Here is a 20,358-nt window from a genome sequence, read left to right on the forward strand (position 1 = left end):
ATAGGGTTGACTGGACGGTCAATGGATGTGGGGCCGAGGAATGGCATTGTTCGAAGGCGTCACGGCAGTCGCCGCCCCGTCCAACGCACCGACCTTCGTATCACTGCGGTCGAGCATTGCACGGGCCCGGTCCATATCGAGCGCCCCTTCCCACCGGGCCACCACGATGGTCGCTACACCGTTGCCAATCAGGTTCGTGACTGCACGCGCCTCATTCAGGAAACGATCGACACCCAGCAACAGCACCAGTCCGGACACTGGGATTTTGTGCATGGTCGCCAGTGTGGCGGCCAACGCCACGAATCCCGCTCCGGCTACGCCTGCAGATCCCTTCGACGTCAACAACATCACACCGAGCAGCAGCAACTGGTCCCAGATCGTCAGATGGATATTCATCGCTTGAGCGATGAATAGCGCGGCCATCGTCAGGTAAATCGCGGTTCCATCGGCATTGAAGGTGTAGCCGGTCGGCAATACCATGCCGACGACAGGTCGTGAGCATCCAAGCTTCTCCATCTTGATGAGCATTTGCGGAAGCACCGCTTCAGTTGAAGCTGTACCGAGAGTAATGAATATTTCATCCTTGATGTAGCGGAGAAACTTCCATAGCGACAGCCCGCACATTCGCATCACGATGCCAAGCACAAGGACGACGAAGATGAAACAGGTCAGATAGAGGCAACCCATCAATTGACCGAACGATGCCAGCGTGCCAAGCCCATACTTGGCGATGGTAAAGGCCATGCCGCCAAAGGCGCCGATCGGTGCGACATACATGACGATCCGTACCACGCCAAACATGCCTTGAAGGAACATGTCGAGCATGTCGACGAACGGCGCAGTGCGAGGACCCAGCTTGGCGAGCGCGACCGCGAGCAGCAGCGAGAAGAAGATGATTGGCAGAATATCTCCATTCGCGAATGCCCCGACGATGCTGTTCGGAACGATGCTCATGAAGAACTCAAGCATCCCATGCTGCTGGGCCGCATGAGTGTAGGTCGCGATCGACGAACTGTCGATGTGCGTGGGATCGATGTTCATCCCACTCCCGGGCCTGACGATGTTCACGACCACGAGACCAACCAGCAACGCAATGGTCGATGCGACTTCGAAATAAAGCACGGCTTTGACGCCCACCCGACCCGCCTCGTGGAGGTCATTCATCCGGGCAATCCCGACAACAACCGACGCGAAAATGATCGGGGCGAGCAGCATCCGGATCAGCTTGATGAACAAGTCACCGAGTGGTTTAAGTTGAGAACCGATCTCAGGATAGAAGTGGCCGACCAGGACACCGGCAATAATGCCGATCAGAACCTGGACGTAGAGCTTGGAGAGGGATTTTCCGATCTTCGAAAGCCGCATGACTGTCTCCTATGCGTGGCTTCTTTTAATGAAAGTCGAGTCGAGCCACCGCCGCGGTATTCACCGCTGCGGCGAGCACGGACTGATTTCGCCCGCGTTCCTTTTTTCTGTTTTTATGAACGCTACGCCGACGCTTTTGTCGGCGAGCCTGGCCATTTGACGGCTTATGCGGACAGCTTTTGCATCTCCGCAAAGAGATCGGCTTTTCCCTCGAAGCCGATGCCGGGCAGATCGGGCATCGTGATGTAGCCGTGTTCCACCTTGACGCCGTCGGGGAATCCGCCGAACGGCTGGAACAGGTCCGGATAGGATTCGTTGCCGCCGAGGCCGAGGCCGGCCGCGATGTTCAGCGACATCTGGTGACCGCCGTGCGGAATGCAACGCTTCGGCGACCAGCCGTGCTCGCGAAGCATGTCGAGCGTGCGCAGATATTCGACAAGACCGTAACTCAGCGCGCAATCGAACTGCAGCCAGTCGCGATCCGCACGCATGCCGCCGTAGCGGATCAGGTTGCGCGCGTCCTGCATCGAAAAAAGGTCTTCGCCGGTCGCCATCGGCTTGTCGTAGTAGTTGCGTAACGTGGCCTGCAATTCATAGTCGAGCGGGTCGCCCGGCTCCTCGTACCAGAAGAGGTCGTACTGGGATAACGCCTTCGCGTACTGGATGGCTGTGTCGAGGTCGAAGCGGCCGTTGGCATCGACGGCGAGTTTCTGTCCGTCGCCCAATACGCTCAGGATGGAGTCGATGCGGCGCAGATCTTCATCGAGCGAAGCGCCGCCGATCTTCTTCTTCACGACCGTATAGCCACGGTCGATATAGCTGCGCATTTCGTCCTTGAGCTTATCGTGATCCTGGCCCGGATAGTAGTAACCGCCCGCTGCGTACACGAAAATTTTGCGGTCAGGCGCACCGTTGCCATAGCGATCCGCAAGCAGTTGAAACAGCGGCTTGCCTTCGATCTTAGCCACGGCGTCCCACACGGCCATGTCGATGGTGCCAATCGCCACCGAACGCTCGCCGTGACCGCCTGGCTTCTCGTTCGTGAACATCGTGGACCAGATCTTGTGCGGATCGAGGTTGTCGCCCGCGTCGTTGACGAGCGTGGCCGGGTCGGCTTCGAGCAGACGCGGAATGAAACGCTCGCGCATCAGCTTGCCCTGACCGTAGCGGCCGTTGGAATTGAAGCCGTAACCCACCACCGGTTTTCCGTTCCGGATGACATCCGTCACCACGGCGACCAGGCTCAGCGTCATTTTGCTGAAGTCGATGTAGGCATTCCGGATCGGAGAGCTGATCGGAATGGTTTTTTCGCGGATTTCAACGATTCTCATGGCATTTGTCTCCTGGGTTTTCTGGACATTATTGCGATCCTTCGGGAGCAATATGAGACGAAGCTTAACTGTGAAAAACGCTGCTACACTGCACTTCTGTTCATTACATTTTTCACATCCGGTGAATACTGAAACTCAGACCGCCACCGATTTCGAGTTTTTCATTCTTCTCGCGAAACTTCAGAGTTTGTCCGGCGCCGCACGTGCGCTTGATTTGTCGCCGCCGGCTGCAACGAAGCGGCTCGGCGTGATCGAGCAGCGACTCGGCGTACGTCTGGTCAACCGCACCACTCGAAGCGTGAGTCTGACTCCCGAGGGCGAGACCTATCTGCAATATGCCATCCAGATAGTTGGGCAAGTCCGCGAAATGGAAGAGGCAATTTCCGGATCAAGACGTGACCCGCAAGGGCTTCTGCGCATCAATGCGACGCTTGGATTCGGCCGGACGACCATCGCACCGCTCGTGTCCGAGTTCGCAAAGCGGTTTCCTAGCGTCGAGGTACAGTTTGAAGTGACGGATCGGCCGGTCGATTTGGTCGAGGGCGCCTTCGACATGGCGATCCGATTCGGTGAACTTCCCGACAGTCGCCTGAGCGCACGACGCATCATGAGCAATCGACGCTTTCTCTGCGCGTCCCCGAAATACCTCGAAAAGTACGGCACACCCGAGCGCGTCGAAGACCTGGCTGTACACCGCTGCATCATTCATCGGCAGAACGACGACGCGTACGGGGTATGGCGTTACATCGTGAACGACCATACCGAGGCAATCAAAGTGAAGGGCGCTTTATCGAGCAACGACGGCGATATCGTGCTGCGTTGGGCCTTGGAAGGACATGGCATACTGATTCGATCGGAATGGGATCTCGCGAAGTACGTGCAGAGCGGTCGGCTCAATCTCGTATTGCCGAACACGGTCCTTCCTTCCGCCGACCTGTTCGTCTACTATCCGCGGCAAAAGAATCAGACGGCTCGCGCGCGTGCCTTTATCGATTTTCTGGTTAGCCGATTCCAGGCACCCTTCATCCCGGTCGATACGGGTACGGAGCCGCGTGAACGGAAGAAGCGAAGTCCGCGCGGGTGAGTTGTGACGATGTCTTATGTTGGCCGGTAACTGGCGTGCATCGAACGAGCGACCCGTTGGTTCTTCGCGATCAATTTGTCCCCTTCTCGCGGGCGTAGATTGCGAGATTCAATAGAGCGCTTTCCAATTGCGAAGGGTCGACCTTAGACAACCAAAGGCCGACCGCGCCGACCACCTCGACATGCACGCACGGACCGAGGAATCTGTTTATAAAATCCTGCATGCCGGGGACGAGACGATTCACATCCGTCGGTTTTCGATCTAACGTCTGCCGTCGCGAGAATGCTAGAAGTCGACGAGTGCGCGCTGCCGCGCGCTCGGAAGGTAGTCGGCAAGTCCGTTACCGCGCAAGTATTGTTTCGTCGAAGCACGCGAGTAATGTGGCCGGTCCCGCGTAGACACTACTACACCCGGCCTTCCGAAGTTCCGCCTCGGGAAACCCGCCGCACAGCACTCCGAGCGTGCGCATACCGGCCTTGTTCGCGGCATCGGCGTCGTAAGGCGTGTCACCGATCGCCACCGCCTCGTGCGCATTGACCTGCAGCTTTTGCAAGGCGACATCGAAAATATCTGGTGCCGGCTTCGATTTTTCGACGTCCTCGGAGGACGTCGTCTGATCGACCAGATCCGCAACGCCGGCAATTTCTAGATACACCTGAAGTTCGGAACGCTTTGCAGACGACGCGATGGCAACTTTGAGGCCAGCGTCGCGCGTGCGTCGAAGCAAATCCGGCACCGCGGAGAACGGACGGACCAGGGAAAGATACCGCGTCTTAAACCGCTCGCCCCGCCAAGCCTCCATCTCCTCACCGTGATCCTTTTGCTCGGCGTCCGACAGGAATACGGGGATGAGCTGATCTCCGCCCTTTCCTATCTGGCCGCGCACCTGCTTGAACGTTACGGTATGTCCGAATTTCGCGAGTGCTTCTTGCCATGCCCACGCGTGTAGATCGACGGAATCGACAAGGGTACCGTCAACATCGAAGATCACGGCTGTCGTCATTTCATTTTCCTTTTCACAAACTGAAGTTGAAGTTGAAGCCAACTTTTTCCATTAGGAGGCCGGAGCCGACCACTGTCGGCGGTCGGATATCGTGCGATCGTCGGAACCTGCGAGCAAACCTGTTCTGTATTTCTTCCCTTAGGCTCGGTGAATTGCAGAGAAAGCCTTGTCGTTCGCACTCATGGACGGCTACAGCGCGGGCCGACGTCTCGCTGACGATTTATTCCGTTCCATTTGCGGGTTGAAAGATGAGTGCATCATCGTTCGCCGTCGATCGCAACGTCTGCCCTGTCTGCATCAATGTTCCCCCGAAACACCCGCGCGCGCGGAAAGCCGGCCGCGCGCTGGTCACCGCTTTCGGCGTAGACATCCACGCAATACGCGCACCCGAGCGTTCAAAGCTGGCGACGAGCGCGACGTCTTCATCGAGCGCGACGGGCTCGAACCCGCCGCGTTTCACGTATGCGTGTGCGGACACGGCAAGATTGGCACTGTGTACGTGGCGATGCCCGCCTACCGGACGGTAGTTCCGGTAGAAACCGCATCGACGTGGTGCATGAGCCGACAAAACAGCCTATCTGGCGGCCCCGGGGTGTCCGCATCAGTAAAAGCTGGCTGTCGTGCGCGCGCCTGATTGCAGGGTCCGCGCCGACGTCACGGACCATGCCGACGTTGCGCGCACTAACGCCATCCGAACCACGTTCGCGCGAGCGGGCGCAACCTGTGCCGTGTCGTCGGTGCCGTAGTCCATCCCGAGAACGATTTCGACCGCTTGCCGCCAAGCTCAGGATGGCGGTCGCCGACAAAGTGAACCGATTAGAAGATTGGGGCGAATGTCCGCAAGCGAATTTTATTTTACATTCTGCGCTCTCTGCACATTTTATTTTGCTATTTTTAACGATGACGCATTAATAATCGAATCTCTGTCGGCAGAGAAGAATTTTTCCACCCGGTAGATACAACGGCTTGGTGTGAACGACGTCGCACCTAATTTCACCACGCGCCTCACGCAGCCATCTCCGAATTCCAATTTTGGATCGGCGGCCAGCGGGTAATCTTTTCCTCGCGCTCGGAGACTTTTATACCGGTCTGCACGACGGAACTGAGCTATGGCAAGGACACATTGTCTTGGGATATGAAACGACCCGACGAGGACGAACCTGCGGTCCGTCGCTTATCAGCGGGCCGCTCGAATATTGCTCATCCGTGACCGGTTCCATCCAGTCCACGTTCTTACCGTCAAGAGATTCGACAATAGCAAGATGGGACATTGCAGTCGTCAATGCCGCCCCATGCCAGTGACGCTTTCCGCAGGAACACGACACGATGGCGCCAGCGCGAATTTCGGTCCGCGAACCGCCCTCGCATTGCGTCCACCCTGTGCCGTTCAGCACGACGAGGATTTGGCCGAGCTGCGGCTGATCTGAGTCTCCTACAGGTGACCTGCGGCTAAAATGTAGAACCGGGCTGTGCAACCCTCGATTACAGCATCGAATCCACGCACGCTTCGGTCCGCGGCTACTCGCAGTCTCTGGCGTCTTTACCTTGATCGGGCCTCATGGACCTCAAGCAAATCCAGTATTTCATCGCCCTCTTCGAGGATGGCTCCGTCACACGCGCAGCCAAGCGCCTCAACATCGTGCAGCCCGCGCTCAGCATGCAGATTTCGAAGCTCGAAGCCGAACTGCGACAGACACTCTTCGAACGCGGGCCGCACGGCATGGCGCCGACCGAGGCGGCGCGCCTCATGTATCGCCTGTACACGCCGATCATCCGTGACATCGACCACGCGCGCGAGCAGTTGAGCCGGCGCGACGTCATCGTCACGGGTCGGGTGTCGCTGGGAATGGTGGCGTCGGAGGCGGAAAGCGTGCTGCCGGAGTCGCTCGCGAGGTTTGACGCGCTCTTTCCGCAAGTGGAGGTATCGGTGGCCGACGGCTTCAGCGCGCAACTCATCGATGCAGTCGAGGCAGGCCGGCTCGATGCCGCGATCATCAACAAGCCGCGCGGCCGCCTCACGCTCGATGTCGTGCCGTTGCTGGTCGAGGAAATGGTGCTCGTGACCAGTGCTGCCCACGGCGTCGACTTGCCGCAGGAAATCGATCTCGCGAACATGCCCGGGGTGGAACTCGTGCTGCCAACGCGTCGGAACGGTCTGCGCGGCGCACTCGACGCTGCGCTGATGGCCGCCGATATCGTCATCAAGCCCAAGTTCGAAATCGATCTGCTCAGCGCGATCGTGCAATTCGTCGAACAGGGCACTATCGCGACGATCCTGCCGCGCGTCGTCGTGCAGCGCAAAGTGGATGAAGGCGTGCTGCGCGCCCACACGATCGCATCGCCGCCGATCGTGCGGCACATCATCCAGGTCACTCACCCAAAGCGGCCGATCGGTCCCGCCGCACAGACGCTCATCGCGATCATCACCGACGAGATTAAGCGGGTGACGACCGGTCTATCGGGCGACCGCACGCCTTAGCGGCCGCGCTCAAACGGCTCGCGCGCACTGCTCGGCCGATCGCTGCGTGTGCCGAACAGCGTGTCGCAGATCGGGAACGTGAGGTTGAAGTTCTGTGTCGCCATCACTTCGGGATCGTGGTGCGTGGCATGCAGACGCCGCACGGTGTTGACGAGCGGAACACGGTCGAGGAACGGGCTGTCGGTGAAGTGTGAGAGCGTATGCAGGCCCTCGTACATCAGGAAGTACGCCGCCATCGTGAACAACGCGATGTAGCCGGCGTTGCGCGAGAATAAAAACCCGATCACGAGTGCGAACGGCACGGCCGCCAGCACGAACGCAACCGGCGCGAACGGCGGAAACAGCAGTGCGCGCCAGTGACGGTGGCCCTTGTATTCGAGCGTGACATGCGTGAAAAAGCGGTGATGGACCGCGCAGTGGCGCTTGTAGATCATGCTGAAATACTTGGTCGGACGATGCAGCACGTAGCGGTGTGCCGCCCATTCGGCCCAGTTGCCAAACAGAAAGAGCGGAATGACCGCGAGCCATTCGACGAGCGTCGGCGCATGAAGCTGCATCAGGCAATACGCTATCACGCCACCGGTAAAGAGCAATGTGAAGCCGAGGTGCATTTCGCCGCGATACCACCACGGCGTGGCGTCCACATACTCGTCGCGAAACTTGTAGGAACGCGCGCGAACATCTTGTTCGTATCTCATCGATGTCTCCGGCTGTTGTGTAAGTCGAGCGCCCGTTGGCGTCCGCGATCATGCTCAGTCAATCAGGAAGGAGTGCGGGCGGGGCCGCCTTCCAGCTTGCCGAGTGTCTCCGGGACGACGAACGCACCTATCAGAAAGATCACGCTGATCGCGCCGACGAAGATCGCGAGCGTCAGCGGCAACTGACTCGCGTCCTTCGCCACGAGCGACACGGCGGTCGGCATCATCCCGCCGATTGCGAAACCGATGTTCCAGGAAAGACCTGTACCGGTCGCGCGGATCGAGGTCGGGAAGCGTTCGTTCAGAAATATGAGGATCGGCGCGTAACCGGCACTGCCGAGCGCGCTGAGAAGCACCGCATACACGCCGACCATCGTGATGCTGTCCGCGGTAGGCAGCAGCAGGAACAGCGCGGGCAACGCGACGAGCCGGATCAGCCCGAGCCACACGAACGTGCTCTTTCGGCCGATGAACGTGCTCAGGTGCCCTGCCGCGATCGACGCGACCACCACCGCGATGCTGCAGATCATCAGGATCGCCGCGGCCGCACCGTTGGGTGCGTGGCTAACTACCTTGAGGAACGTCGGCAGGTAGCCCGATGTCAGGTAGTACCCGCTGCCGCCGCCAATCGTGAGGAGCAGGTTGACGAAGAGGATCTTGCGATACTCGCGCGAGAACAAGGTCTTCAATGGCGAGCGCACAACTTCGACGGGCGCGCCGTTGACTTGCGCGGCCATCTTCGCGGCCTTTTCGGCGGCGAGCTTCCTCCACAACGGCGACTCTTCGAGGCTGTTGAACACGAAGAGGCCCAGCACCGAACTGATGATGCCGGTGAAGAACATGCAGCGCCAGCCCCATACGTCAAACGCCTCGCCGGGGAAAAGCGCCGACATCGCGAGGAACGTAACTGACGCGAGCAGCGCGCCGAGCCCAGCCCCGCCACCGCCGATCAGTCCCGACACCGCCCCGCGATACTTCGGCGCGACGGATTCCGTTCCGATGGTGTGCGTGGAAGCAACCACGCCGCCGACGAACACGCCCTGGATGAGGCGCAGCAAGAGGAAGAGAATCGGCGCGAGCAGGCCGACCTGAGCGACGGTCGGCAGCAGGCCGAAGGCGGCCGTCGACAAGCCGACGCCGACCACCGCCACGATCATCGCGCCTTTACGGCCACGTCGATCGGCGTAAGAGCCGAAGAGCGCGGAGCCGAGCGGGCGCATCAGCAGTGTCACGGCGAACGATGCATAGACGGCGGCGAGGGAAAGCATCGCATGCTCGGAGGGGAAGAACAGACGCCCCACCACTGGCGCTACATATAACAGCACGAACAGATCGAACAAATCCAGTGCCCAGCCGAGACACGAAGCTGCCACTGCGCCCATGACCTGTCGCTGATCGACAGCGGGTGCGGCGACGCCATTTTGCGCTGCTACGGACATTTCCATCTCCTTGAATGTCACCGGGCCATCTCTCGATCGACCCCGTGTTTGCGGCACGTAGTTCTGGCGTGCTCTTATTGCCGTTAAAGAAACTCGTCAGTGCGCGGCGGCGAGCGGCGTCGTCGTCGATGCGCTGCCTGTGCGTTTTGTGACCATCGCGTCGGCGATCTTCTCGGCAATCATGATGGTCGGGATATTGGTATTCGCCGAAGGCAGCCGGGGCATCAGCGATGCATCGACGACTCGCAAGCCTCGCGTTCCATGCACGCGGCCCTCGGTATCGGTCACGGCGCTACGGTCGCGGGCGTCGCCCATGCGGCATGTGCCGCTCGCATGCCATACGCCGAAGACGTTCGCCCGGATGAAGTCCGCGAGCGCGCGTTCATCGGCGAGCAGCGCGGACATCCTGAGACCGCGCGTGAAGAAGCGTTCGATCAGCACGCGGCGGATCGGCGCGGGCGTATCGAGCAGCACGCCGAGCATCGAAGTCAGCAGCGCGTTGCCCTTGCCAACCCGGCTCATCGCCTTCACACGCGCTGAAAAAGCCGCGGGAAAGAAATCGCGCTGATCGTGACCGAGGCCCGATGCAGCGACGACTTTCGCGAGCAGCCGTACGCCCATCGCGAGCCGGTCGAGGTCGCGCGGGTCGTCGAGCAGATTGAGCTCGACGCGCGGTGCGACCGCTGCATCGGATGAAACGAGTTGCACGCGGCCGCGCGAATACGGCCGGTTGCACCAGAGAAAGAAGAGGCCCAGCCGATTGCCCAGCGAATGCCATGCGGCACGCGTCGCGCTCGACAAATACAAGTCCGACGATTCACCGCCAGCGACGCCCGACGTGAAGCGCGCCGCCGTCATGCTTGCCCGGCGCCGAGCAAGCGGCATACGAAAGCGCGGCTCGAGAAAATGGCAGAACGTGAGCGACGGATGATCCTGCAGATTGCGTCCGACGCCCGGCAGATCGACGAGGCATCCAATGCCGAACTCGTCGAGCTCATGCTTCGAGCCGATGCCCGCGCGCATCAGCAAGGCGGGCGACTGGAGCGCGCCCGCGCATATAACGACCTCATCGGCGTCCAGATGCACGCGCTCGCCGTTCGCGGCCACGGCGACCACGCCCTGAGCAGCGGTCCCTTCCATCACGATTCGCTCGACACGCAGGTTTGGATACACGGTGAGATTGGGCCGCTTACGTGTCGTCTCGTCGAGATACGCGGCAGCGGTCGACACGCGCTTATCGTCGACATTCGAGAACGCGCCCGGGAACAAACCGTCGCCGAATTCGGCATTCTGGTCCTGCAACGTGGCGAAGCCGTTCGCGCGCAGCCCATCGGCGAACGCGTGGCAGAACGGGGGCCAGTCCTCGGGCATGATGCGGCGGATGGGCACCGGACCATCGCTGCCATGCAGCTCGCCAGCGGGGAAATTCACATCGCGCTCAAGCTTGCGGAAATACGGCAGAACGTCGTCCCACGCCCAACCTGGCGCGCCGTTGGCGGCCCACTCGTCGTAATCGCGCGGCAGGCCGCGATTCGCCGACTGCACGTTGATGCTCGACCCGCCGCCCATCACACGGCCCTGCTCATACACGCGCGGCGCCGATGTCTTCGTCGCCTTCGCTTTCAGATCCGGCCAGATGTAGGTATCGCCGCAAAAGACGGGCATCGGATAGCTGTCGAGGATAGGCGCGGGCACCGCACCCGGTGGCGTATCGGCGCCCGCCTCGATCAACGCGACGCGCAGCGACGGCACCGCCGACAGCCGATGCGCGAGCACGCATCCCGCCGATCCGCCACCGACGATCACGTAATCGAAACGTTCCATGTGCCTGTCTCCTCGTCTCTTGCTGGCTTCTCAGGAACCGCGAAACGCGGGCTTGCGCTTGCCATGAAACGCTTCGACGCCTTCGCGGAAATCGTCCGACGTGCGCAGCCGGCTGTAGCAATGCCCTTCGAGTTCGATCGCGATCGAGAGCGGCGTATCTTCGGAATCGTTGAGCAGCTTCTTCGCCGTGCGTTGCGCGAGCGGCGAGAATGTGCGCAACTCGTCGACCAGTGCATCGGTGACGGCTTCCAGTTCGGCATCCGGCACGCACTCGACCGCGATGCCCCATTCGTACGCCTGCTTGCCCGGAATGCGGCGCGAGCGCATTACGATGTCCTTGGTCCTGCCGATGCCGACCATCTGCTGCAGTCGCGCCGATCCGCCCGAGCCGGGAATCTGCCCGAGCTTCTGCTCGGGCAGCGCATAGAACGTGGTCTCGGTCGCGATGCGGAAGTCGCAAGCGAGTGACAACTCGAAGCCCACGCCGAAGCAGAAGCCGCGATTGGCCGCGATCACCGGTTTCGAACAGCGCGCGGGCGCGGCGATATTCCAGGCGAGCTTCGACACATGCTCCGGCGATGCTTCGAGAAAGCCCTTGATGTCGCCACCGCTCGAAAAGTGTTCGCCCTTCGCGCGCACGACGATCACGCGCACGCGTTCATCTTCGTCTAGCGCTTCGAACGCGGCGCGCAACTGGTCGCGTGCGTGCATCGAGATCACGTTGAAGGGCGGGCGATGCAGGATGATGTCGGCGCGCTCGCGCTCGGCGTCGATCTCGATAGAGAAGCCGTCGAGATCCTGAAGCAGGGCCTGCCCGCGATGGGTCAAGTCGGTCATGTTGAATTACTCCTTCGTGGTTTCGGTGCGGTGTGCAGCGGATGCGGACGGACCGTCATCGCGTTGATATTCGCCTGTGGAAAGCTTGCGTCGCAGGATCTTGCCGACCGGCGACTTCGGGATGGCGTCGACGAATACGTAATCGCGCGGCCGCTTGAAATTGACGAGGTCCGACTCGCGGCACCATGCGTCGAGCGCGGCTGAATCGACATGATCGCGGCGCTTGATGAACGCGACGACGCGCTGGCCCCAGCGCTCATCCTTCACGCCCGCGACGGCCACTTCATCGACCGATGGATGCAGCGAGAGCACCGATTCGATATCGACCGGCGAGATGTTCTCGCCGCCGCTGATGATCATGTCGTCCACCCGGCCGGAGACGTACAGGTCGCCGTCGTCGTCGAAGAAGCCGGTGTCGCCGGTGAAGTACCAGCCTTCGCGCAGCGATTTCGCGTTGGCGTCAGGGCGGTTCCAGTAGCCTTCGAACGCTTCGTCGCCTAACAGGTCCGCGATGATCTGGCCTTCCTCGTTCGCCGCCGCAAGATCGTCGGGCGACCTCGCGTCGAGCTTCACGACGCGCAGGCGCGTGTTGATGCCCGCGCGTCCCGCGCTGCCCGGCTTTTTCGTCGCGTCCTGGTCGATGCTGAACGTGTAGACCTCGGACGAGCCGTAGTGATTGACGAACAGTTCCGGCTCGAACGCGGACGAGAGGCGTTTGAGCAGGCCATCGTTCATCGACGCGCCTGCGAAGCCGAGCTTCGTCACCGATGACGTATCGATGCTCGCGAAGTCGGAATTGCCGAGCAGGTCGTGATACAGCGTCGGCACGAGATACAGGCACGTGAGCCTGTGCTTCGCGATGGAGTCGAGTGCGGCCCGCGCATTCCAGCGCCGCATACAGACGAAGAGACCATCGACGAGCGCCATCGAGAGCAGCGAGCGCACGCCCATCGTGTGATAGAGCGGCATCACCCCGAGCGTGCGTTCGCCTTGCCGGTACAGGTTCTGCGCGACGTGTGCGAGCGCGCCCGCACGTTCGTGCCGGTGACGGCGCGGCACGCCCTTCGCCTTGCCCGTCGTGCCCGAGGTGTAGAGCATGAGCGAGACGTCGTCGGCGTTCGCGTGGGCCGTTTCGCCTGCGTGCGCGCGTTCGACGAGCAGCGCATCGAAGGACGTTGTACGGCCCTGTGCATCGTCGAGTCCGATACGCGGTACATTCTGCGCCGCGCTGCTTTGCACGACGGCATCCGCGCAAACCGGCTCGTAGACGATTGCCTTCACGCCTGCGTCGGTCACGCAATAGCCGAGTTCGTCGGGCTTGGCGCGCCAGTTGAGCGGCACGACGACGATACCCGCCATCTGGCAGGCCCAGTGCAGCGTCGCCATTTCCCAGCGGTTCTGCAGCACGACGAGTAGTCGGTCGCCAGGCGCGAGACCCAGTTCGCGCAAGCCATCGGCAACGTCCAGAACGACGCGATGCCACTGTGCGTAGGTAAGCTGCAAGTCGCCGTCGACGAGTGCAAGCGCATGCGGGCTACGCTCGACGCTTTGCAGGAAGGTGCGGCCGAGATCAAGCATGCTCGACCTCCGCGCCTTGTTCGCTGGAAGTGCGACCGCTGCGGCGCGCGGCCACGTCGAGCACCGCCTTGACGATGGGCGTATAGCCCGTACATCGGCAGATGTGCCCCGAGAGCATCTCGCGCACCTGGTCCTCGTTCGGATCGGGCACGCGTTGCAGATAGTCCGCGCACGACATCAGAATCCCCGCCGTGCAGAAGCCGCACTGCAGCGCGTGATGCCGCTGGAACGCCTGCTGCAAGTCGCCGAGCGTCTGATCGGGTGCGAGACCCTCGACCGTATCGACACGCGTCCCATGCACCTGCACGGCGAGCATCAGACACGAGCGCGCCGCGACGCCCTCGATATGGACCGTGCATGCGCCGCATACGCCGTGTTCGCAGCCGACATGCGTGCCGGTCGCCCCGAGTTCGTGCCGGATGAAATCCGACAGCAGTTCGCGCGGTTCGCAATGGCCGCTCCGCTCGCGGCCGTTGAGCGTCAGCGTAATACGCTGCGTTTCGCCTCGCCGCATGATGTTCATCGATGTCTTGCTCACTTCGCCTCCTCGATCACGCGCCATCCGAGTTGCCGAACCAGATGGCGGCGGTACTTCGCGCTAATGTGGGCGTCGTCCTGCGCACCCAGCTTCCAGCTCAAATCGTTCAGTGCGCCGCGCAGGTCGTCGCCCGACAGGCGCGGCCAGCGTTCGACCGTTGGCCGGTCCGCGACGCCGCCTACCGCGATGCGGATCGCGTCGTCCGTCACGATCGCCGCGCACGCGACCATCGCAAAGTCGCCGTGACGCGCGGAGAATTCGGTGAACGCGTAGCGCTCGCCCGGCTTCCTTAGCGGGAAGCTCACGGACTCGACGAGTTCATCCGGTTCGCGCGCCGTCATCAACATGCCCTGAAAAAAGTCCTGCGCAGCGAGCACGCGCTTTTTCTTCCGTGAACGCAAGGTAACGTCGCCGCCGAGCGCGGCGAGCACGAGCGGCAGTTCTGCGCTCGGGTCCGCATGCGCGATCGAACCGCACACCGTCCCGCGATTGCGGATCTGGAAATGCGAGATATGCGGAAACGCCATCGCGAGCAACGGGACTTCGTCGCGCAGCGTCTTGCGCCATTCGACGCTGCCCTGCGTCGCCGCCGCGCTCACGATCAGTCGTCCCGCCTTGTCGTCGACGTGAACCGCGTTCAGTTCTTGCGTTCGCGAAACATCGACAAGCACGCGCGGTTGCGCGAGCCGCATGTTGAGCACCGCCATCAGCGACTGACCGCCCGCGAGCACGCGCGCGTCCTCGCCGAACTCAGTGAGCGCATCGAGTGCATCGTGCGTCGTCATGGCGCGCAGATAGTCGAACGGCGCGGGCTTCATGCGCGGCTCCTGAAGCGCGCGATGAAGCGCGATAGCCATGAACCGCCTGCGTGCACGGGCTTGCCGGCCGCCTGTCGTCCGAGCGATTCGAAGAGCTGCCTGAGCACCACTTTCGCCGCGCCTTCGAGCATGCGTCCGCCGACCGCCGCGACCTTGCCCGACACCTGCGCTTCGTAGTCGTACGAAAGCCGCGTGCCGTGGTCTGTCGGCGTGAGTTCGACGAGTCCGTTGCCGCGCGCGCTGCCGAGCGGCGAAATGCCCGCGCCCGCAAGCCGCAGCCGATGCGGCGCGTCGATCTCCGACAAGCCGATACGCGCCTCGAAGCGCGCCTTGATCATGCCGACGCCGACCGTCACATCTGCGCGATACTCGTTCGGCGCAGTCTCTTCGAGCGCGTGGCAGCCGGGGATGACCTTCGCGAGCGCTTGCGGGTCCAGCAAGACGGCGAAGACCGCTTCGGGCGTCGCGGGCAAATCGACCGTGCCCTGTGCCGTCAGCGCCTTGCCGCCCGGCGTAGCGGCTTTCTTTGCGGGCGCGTCGCGCAGTTCGGGCCGCGACGGCTCCGGATCGTCGATGCCGATCAGCGCCATCACTTTCGACGGCGTGAGCGGCAGGCGAATATCGTCGACGCCGAGCGCATCGGCGACCGCATTCGCGATGCATGGCGGCGTGCTCATGTTGTTGCCCTCGCCAAGACCCTTCGCGCCCAGCGGCGTGAACGGCGACGGCGTCTCCAGATGCACGATCAGCGGATCGGGCACTTCGCAGGTGGTCGGCATCAGGTAGTCGGCGAGCGTGCCGGACTGGAAGCTGCCGTCCGCGCCATAGCGGAACTCTTCCATCAGCGCCGCGCCGAGTCCCTGCGCGAACGCACCGCGAATCTGGCCGTCGGCGAGCGCGGGGTTCAGCAACGTGCCTGCATCGTGCGCGGTCACATAGCGGTCGATGCGCACGCGACCCGTCGCGCGATCCACTTCGACGCCGCACATATCGAACGCGAATCCATACGCCGCCGATGTGTTGATGCGATCGTTCTCGTCGGGCGCGTCCATGTTCGGCGGCGTCCAGAATACGGTCTCGCGCAAGCCCGGCTCCTCGCCTTCGGGCAGGAGCGCGGGCGCCCAATGCGGTGCATTGCTCGCGACGCGCGGAAACGTCACCGCGCGATCGTCGGCGCCCTTCGGATAGATGCGCCCCGCATCGAAGCAGACGTCTTCCGGCGCGCAGCCGAACTGCTTCGCTGCGATGCGCGAGAGCTTGTCGCGCACCCGCATCGCGGCGAGATGCACGGTGCCGGCGACCGCGCCCGCGAAACGGCTCGAATAATTTCCCGCCGCGACGGACCACGCGTCCTTGTGCGTATCGAATTCGACGTTCACGACGATGTCTTTCGGATCGAGCCCGAGCACATCCGCGACGACTTGCGCGCATACCGTCATGTGTCCCTGCCCCGCCGGCGTCGATGCCACCGTAACGACCACGCCGCCGAGCAGATCGACGCTCACGGTCGCGCTTGCGATCGCGCCGCTCTTCGGCCCGGCCTTCTTGCGCGCGTCGGCGGGCATCACGGTCGTGATGTAGCCCATGTTCGACACGGAAGGCTCGACAATCGCAGCAAAGCCGATGCCGTAAAGCCGCCCTTCGTTGCGTGCCGCCTCCCGCCGCGCGACGAGTTCGTCGTAGCCGCCGTCCGCGAGCGAGCGGCGCAAACCTTCCTGATAGTTGCCCGAGTCGAGCAACGCGCCCGCTGCCGCGCGATAGGGAAACGCATTGGCGGGCACGAAGTTGCGGCGATACACCTCCAGCACATCGAGCTTCAGTTCGATCGCGATACGCTGCATCAGCCGTTCGAGCGCGAAGTACACCTGCGGGCCGCCGAAGCCACGCACCAGCCCGGTCGGCGTCTTGCTGGTCAGCACGACGCGGTTGCGCACGACCAGGTTCGGGATCGCATACGCGCCCGTCAGGCAGCCGTGCATCCGGTAGAACGTCGCGGGTTCCGGCGCGCGCACATAACCGCCGACGTCTTCGACCTGATCGTATGAAAGCGCGGTGATGCGCCCGTCGTTTTCGACAGCGGCTTCGATCGTGGAAAAACGCGCGGTCGCCGAAGTCGCCGCACTGAGGTGTTCGAGCCGGTCCTCGACCCACTTCACCGGCGCGTTCGCCTTGCGCGACGCAAGGCACATCAGCACGACATACGGAAAGACCGCCTGCTTCACGCCGAAGCTGCCGCCCGAGTCGCGCGGCGCCTTGTGACGCAAACGATTCGCCGGCACGTTGAGCGCCAGCGCCATCACGGCGTGCAGCGAGAACGGCCCCATGAAATTCGACGTAACGTCGTAGCCTTCGTCGCCCGACAGATACTCCGCGATCACCACGCCGCATTCGATGGGCGCACACGTATTGCGCGGGTAATGCGCAACGAACTTCACGCGATGCGCCGCCTTTTCAAACGCCGCCTCGGGTTCGCCGTAGCGGAAATGCCGGTCGCTGATCACGTTTGTGCCGACGCGTTCATGCAGCACCGGCGCATCGTCCTTCAGCGATTCTTCGATCGACGTAATCGGATCGAGCATCGTGTATTCGACCTTGATGAGATCGAGCGCATCTTCGGCCAGCGCGCGCGATTCGGCCATCACCACGGCCACCGGCTCGCCGACATAGCGCACGCGGTCCATCGCGAGCGACCATTGCTCCATCGGCGACTTCACGCCGACGACGAACGGCCGCGACCACGCGCGCAAATCGTCGCGCGTGAGGACAGCGCGCACGCCCGGCAGCTCCGACGCCGCTTGCGCATCGATCGAGACAAGTTCCGCATGCGCGTGCGGCGAGCGCAGCACGGCGGCATGCAGCGTGCCGGGCTTCACCGCGATGTCGTCGCCGTAACGTCCGCGTCCAGTCAGGATCGCGGGATCTTCGAGGCGCTGCATCGAGCGGCCGACGTGGCGCACGGCCTGCGGTTCCCGCGCCGCGCGAGCGTCGATATCGGCGATAGCGGTCTCGCGCTGGTTCATCGCGTGGCTCCTTCGTCGCGGCTCGCGAACTCGTCGGCGAGACCGCTCCAGCGGCGCGCGATCTCCGCGTGCTCGATGCCGAACAAATCCAGAATGCGGCCGACCGTGTGATCGACCACGTCGTCGATCGTCTTCGGATGCGCATAGAACGCGGGCACCGGCGGCATCACGATCGCGCCCATCTCGGTGGCGAGCGTCATGTTGCGCAGATGCGCGAGGTTCAGCGGTGTTTCGCGCGCGACCAGCACGAGGCGGCGGCGCTCCTTGAGCATGACGTCGGCGGCGCGCGTGAGCAGGTTGTCGGCGAAACCGTTGGCGACGGCGGCGAGCGTCTTCATCGAACATGGCGCGATCACCATGCCGTCGGTCAGGAACGAGCCGCTTGCCACCGCCGCGCCGATGTCGCGCACGTTATGGACGACGTCCGCGAGCGCATCGAGGTCGCCGCGCCCGACGCCCAGTTCCTGCGCTGCCGTGACCGCGCCCGACGCCGACACGATCAGATGCGTCTCGTGCGTGCCGAGCCGGCGCAGCGCGGCGAGCAGGCGCACGCCGATCGCGGCGCCGCTCGCGCCCGAGATGCCGACGACGATGCGCGACTTATTGCGCTCAGCCATGATCGCGGCTCAGGTAGGCGTCGAACGCGGCGTTGTCCGCGGCGACGAGTGCGGCGAGATCGACCGTATCCTGGCCGGGAATGCGCACGCGTGTGAAAACATGCTCCGGGTAGACCACCGGACGCGTCGCGTCGAGCCCCATCTTCGCGCTTACGCCTTGCAGATGCGGCGGCGCGTCCGCCGGCTGACCGACGGTCGTCGATGGATCGAGCGGCGAACCTTGCGCGCCTTCGATCACGACGAGATCGCGATCCGCCTGAAAGCGCGTCGCGATCGCCCATTCGATTTCGGCGGGATCGTGAACGTCCACATCGGTATCGACCACGACGACCTGCTTGATGTCGTAATGCGCGCCGAACGCGCACAGGATCACATTTTTCGCTTCGCCTTCGCGCTTCTTTTCGAACTGCACCCAGAGGTGATAGCGGCACACGCCGCCGACCGAAAGATGCACGTCCGTGACGCCGGGATGGCTGCGTTGCAGATGCGCGAGCAGCGTCGCTTCGCGGGGAATCGCGCCGAGCAGCAGGTGTTCCATCTCGGCGGGCACGATCGTATGAAAGACCGGATCGCGGCGATGCGTGAGCGCCGTCACTTCGATCACCTCACGCGCTTCCTTCGCACTGTAGTACTTCGGGAACTCACCGAACGGACCCTCCGGCTCGCGCACGTTCGGCAGAATGCGCCCTTCGATGACGATCTCCGCGAACGCCGGCACATGCACATTGCTCGTCACGCATTTCACGACCGGCAGCGGCGCGCCATGCAGCGCGCCCGCGATTTCCAGCTCGTCGTGATCGATCGGCGTGATCGCCTGCGAAGCGAGCATCGTCAGCGGATCGACGCCGATGGCGACCGCAACGTCGAGCGCATCGCCCGCTTCCTCGGCGGCTTTCTGGAACGCGTGCAGATGGCGCGGCAGCAGCAGGATCGCCATGCGGTCGGGGCCATGCACCTGGATGCGGTTGATCGACACGTTCTGCACGCCCGTGCGCGGATTGCGCGCGATAACGAGACCTGCTGTGATGTACGGACCGTTGTCATGCTCGCTGTGCGTGGGAATCGGCAGCAGCGCGTGCAGGTCGACGCCATCCGTCTGAACGATCTGCTGACACGGCGCGTCCGCTTGATCGACCACCCTTGATGCGATCGGGTGGGCAGCCGCCGCCGAAAAACATGCGAGCACGCCTGATTCCTCGACGCCCATCGCTTCCGCAATCCAGCCGCGCTTCGACATGAAGCCGGAGACCACCGGTACGCTTTTGCCGCCGGGCTGCGTGAAGAAAGCGGCCTGCGTGCCGTCGAGCCGCTTGGCGATCGCGGCGAGTTCGTGTTCGAGCGCAACAGGCCGGTCGATGGTCGCCAGCCGGCTCGTCTTAGCGAGATGCGCGAGCCAGTCGCGCAGCGTGAGCGCTTCCGTCTCTGAACGATTCGAAACCCACGGAAGAGGCCGGGTCGGAAAGGTGCCGTGGGGCGCGGCATCGCGAGTTTTCATCTGCGTCTCCATCGAATCTCCTGCGTTTCCCGGCTAAAGCGCCGCAGCAAGAGGTTGAAATGAAGCGTAGCGAGATCGCGTTATAAGTTCTAATACTGTTTTTTGATGCTTCGAATCATTAGTGCTGATATGAGTACTAGCCCTAATGACATCCGCCTTACAGATCGTTATCAATAGATAGATCGCATTTCCCCGCACAACAAGCGCGGCTCGCATCGGCCTCAAAAGCGCA

The 20,358-nt window shown here is 62.6% G+C and carries 15 protein-coding genes and 2 pseudogenes; 2 read left to right on the forward strand and 15 right to left on the reverse strand.

The features are described from left to right. Window positions 1-18: 18 nt before the first annotated feature. Both dctA and AC3D25_RS18865 read right to left on the reverse strand, forming a co-directional pair. Window positions 19-1,365: a C4-dicarboxylate transporter DctA gene (dctA, locus tag AC3D25_RS18860; RefSeq protein ID WP_488889981.1), complete on the reverse strand. Its 1,347-nt coding sequence runs from the start codon at window positions 1,363-1,365 to the stop codon at window positions 19-21. Window positions 1,366-1,529: 164 nt separating this feature from the next. After that, complete coding sequence (locus AC3D25_RS18865) at window positions 1,530-2,696, reverse strand: mandelate racemase/muconate lactonizing enzyme family protein (RefSeq protein WP_488889982.1); 1,167 nt, start codon at window positions 2,694-2,696, stop codon at window positions 1,530-1,532. Window positions 2,697-2,817: 121 nt separating this feature from the next. Between AC3D25_RS18865 and AC3D25_RS18870 the strand changes: the two genes are divergently transcribed. After that, window positions 2,818-3,780: a LysR family transcriptional regulator gene (locus AC3D25_RS18870; RefSeq protein WP_488890465.1), complete on the forward strand. Its 963-nt coding sequence runs from the start codon at window positions 2,818-2,820 to the stop codon at window positions 3,778-3,780. An 85-nt stretch (window positions 3,781-3,865) separates the two neighbouring features. Here the strand turns inward: AC3D25_RS18870 and AC3D25_RS18875 are convergent. The 3 genes and pseudogenes from AC3D25_RS18875 to AC3D25_RS18885 form a co-directional block, all read right to left on the reverse strand. Next, window positions 3,866-4,096, reverse strand: a pseudogene (locus AC3D25_RS18875) (hypothetical protein); the annotation flags it as partial. 24 nt (window positions 4,097-4,120) lie between these two features. Continuing rightward, complete coding sequence (locus AC3D25_RS18880; protein ID WP_488889983.1) at window positions 4,121-4,783, reverse strand: HAD family hydrolase; 663 nt, start codon at window positions 4,781-4,783, stop codon at window positions 4,121-4,123. A gap of 1,172 nt (window positions 4,784-5,955) precedes the next feature. Continuing rightward, window positions 5,956-6,195 (reverse strand): annotated as a pseudogene (locus AC3D25_RS18885) (cupin domain-containing protein); the annotation flags it as partial. Window positions 6,196-6,341: 146 nt separating this feature from the next. On the opposite strand from AC3D25_RS18885, the gene AC3D25_RS18890 reads away from it, so the two are divergent. Next, window positions 6,342-7,262: a LysR family transcriptional regulator gene (locus tag AC3D25_RS18890; RefSeq protein WP_488889984.1), complete on the forward strand. Its 921-nt coding sequence runs from the start codon at window positions 6,342-6,344 to the stop codon at window positions 7,260-7,262. On the opposite strand, the gene AC3D25_RS18895 is transcribed toward AC3D25_RS18890, so the two are convergent. The 10 genes from AC3D25_RS18895 to AC3D25_RS18940 form a co-directional block, all read right to left on the reverse strand. Next, window positions 7,259-7,960 (reverse strand): sterol desaturase family protein, encoded by a 702-nt coding sequence (locus tag AC3D25_RS18895; protein WP_488889985.1) that lies wholly within the window; start codon window positions 7,958-7,960, stop codon window positions 7,259-7,261. The genes AC3D25_RS18890 and AC3D25_RS18895 overlap by 4 nt on opposite strands. A 62-nt stretch (window positions 7,961-8,022) precedes the next feature. Then, window positions 8,023-9,399 (reverse strand): MFS transporter, encoded by a 1,377-nt coding sequence (locus AC3D25_RS18900; RefSeq protein ID WP_488889986.1) that lies wholly within the window; start codon window positions 9,397-9,399, stop codon window positions 8,023-8,025. Window positions 9,400-9,495: 96 nt separating this feature from the next. Continuing rightward, window positions 9,496-11,223 carry a GMC family oxidoreductase gene (locus AC3D25_RS18905; protein WP_488889987.1) on the reverse strand — a complete coding sequence of 576 codons (1,728 nt, stop codon included), beginning with the start codon at window positions 11,221-11,223 and terminating at the stop codon, window positions 9,496-9,498. A gap of 30 nt (window positions 11,224-11,253) precedes the next feature. Continuing rightward, window positions 11,254-12,060 (reverse strand): enoyl-CoA hydratase/isomerase family protein, encoded by an 807-nt coding sequence (locus AC3D25_RS18910; RefSeq protein WP_488889988.1) that lies wholly within the window; start codon window positions 12,058-12,060, stop codon window positions 11,254-11,256. A 6-nt stretch (window positions 12,061-12,066) separates the two neighbouring features. Next, window positions 12,067-13,638, reverse strand: coding sequence for an AMP-binding protein (locus AC3D25_RS18915; protein WP_488889989.1), 1,572 nt, complete (start codon window positions 13,636-13,638; stop codon window positions 12,067-12,069). Then, window positions 13,631-14,176 (reverse strand): (2Fe-2S)-binding protein, encoded by a 546-nt coding sequence (locus AC3D25_RS18920; RefSeq protein ID WP_488889990.1) that lies wholly within the window; start codon window positions 14,174-14,176, stop codon window positions 13,631-13,633. The genes AC3D25_RS18915 and AC3D25_RS18920 overlap by 8 nt, the downstream gene beginning before the upstream one ends. Next, on the reverse strand, window positions 14,173-14,994 hold the full coding sequence (locus AC3D25_RS18925) for an FAD binding domain-containing protein (protein WP_488890466.1): 822 nt from the start codon (window positions 14,992-14,994) through the stop codon (window positions 14,173-14,175). Before AC3D25_RS18925 ends, AC3D25_RS18920 begins: the two co-directional genes overlap by 4 nt. Continuing rightward, window positions 14,991-18,014, reverse strand: a complete 3,024-nt coding sequence (locus tag AC3D25_RS18930) for a xanthine dehydrogenase family protein molybdopterin-binding subunit (protein ID WP_488889991.1) — start codon at window positions 18,012-18,014, stop codon at window positions 14,991-14,993. The genes AC3D25_RS18925 and AC3D25_RS18930 overlap by 4 nt, the downstream gene beginning before the upstream one ends. Further along, window positions 18,011-18,631 carry a UbiX family flavin prenyltransferase gene (locus tag AC3D25_RS18935; RefSeq protein WP_488889992.1) on the reverse strand — a complete coding sequence of 207 codons (621 nt, stop codon included), beginning with the start codon at window positions 18,629-18,631 and terminating at the stop codon, window positions 18,011-18,013. The genes AC3D25_RS18930 and AC3D25_RS18935 overlap by 4 nt, the downstream gene beginning before the upstream one ends. Continuing rightward, the gene (locus AC3D25_RS18940; protein WP_488889993.1) at window positions 18,624-20,126 is read right to left on the reverse strand and encodes a UbiD family decarboxylase; all 1,503 of its coding nucleotides are present in this window, start codon (window positions 20,124-20,126) and stop codon (window positions 18,624-18,626) included. Before AC3D25_RS18940 ends, AC3D25_RS18935 begins: the two co-directional genes overlap by 8 nt. Window positions 20,127-20,358 lie beyond the last annotated feature (232 nt).

This window comes from Caballeronia sp. SL1002, assembly GCF_057814995.1.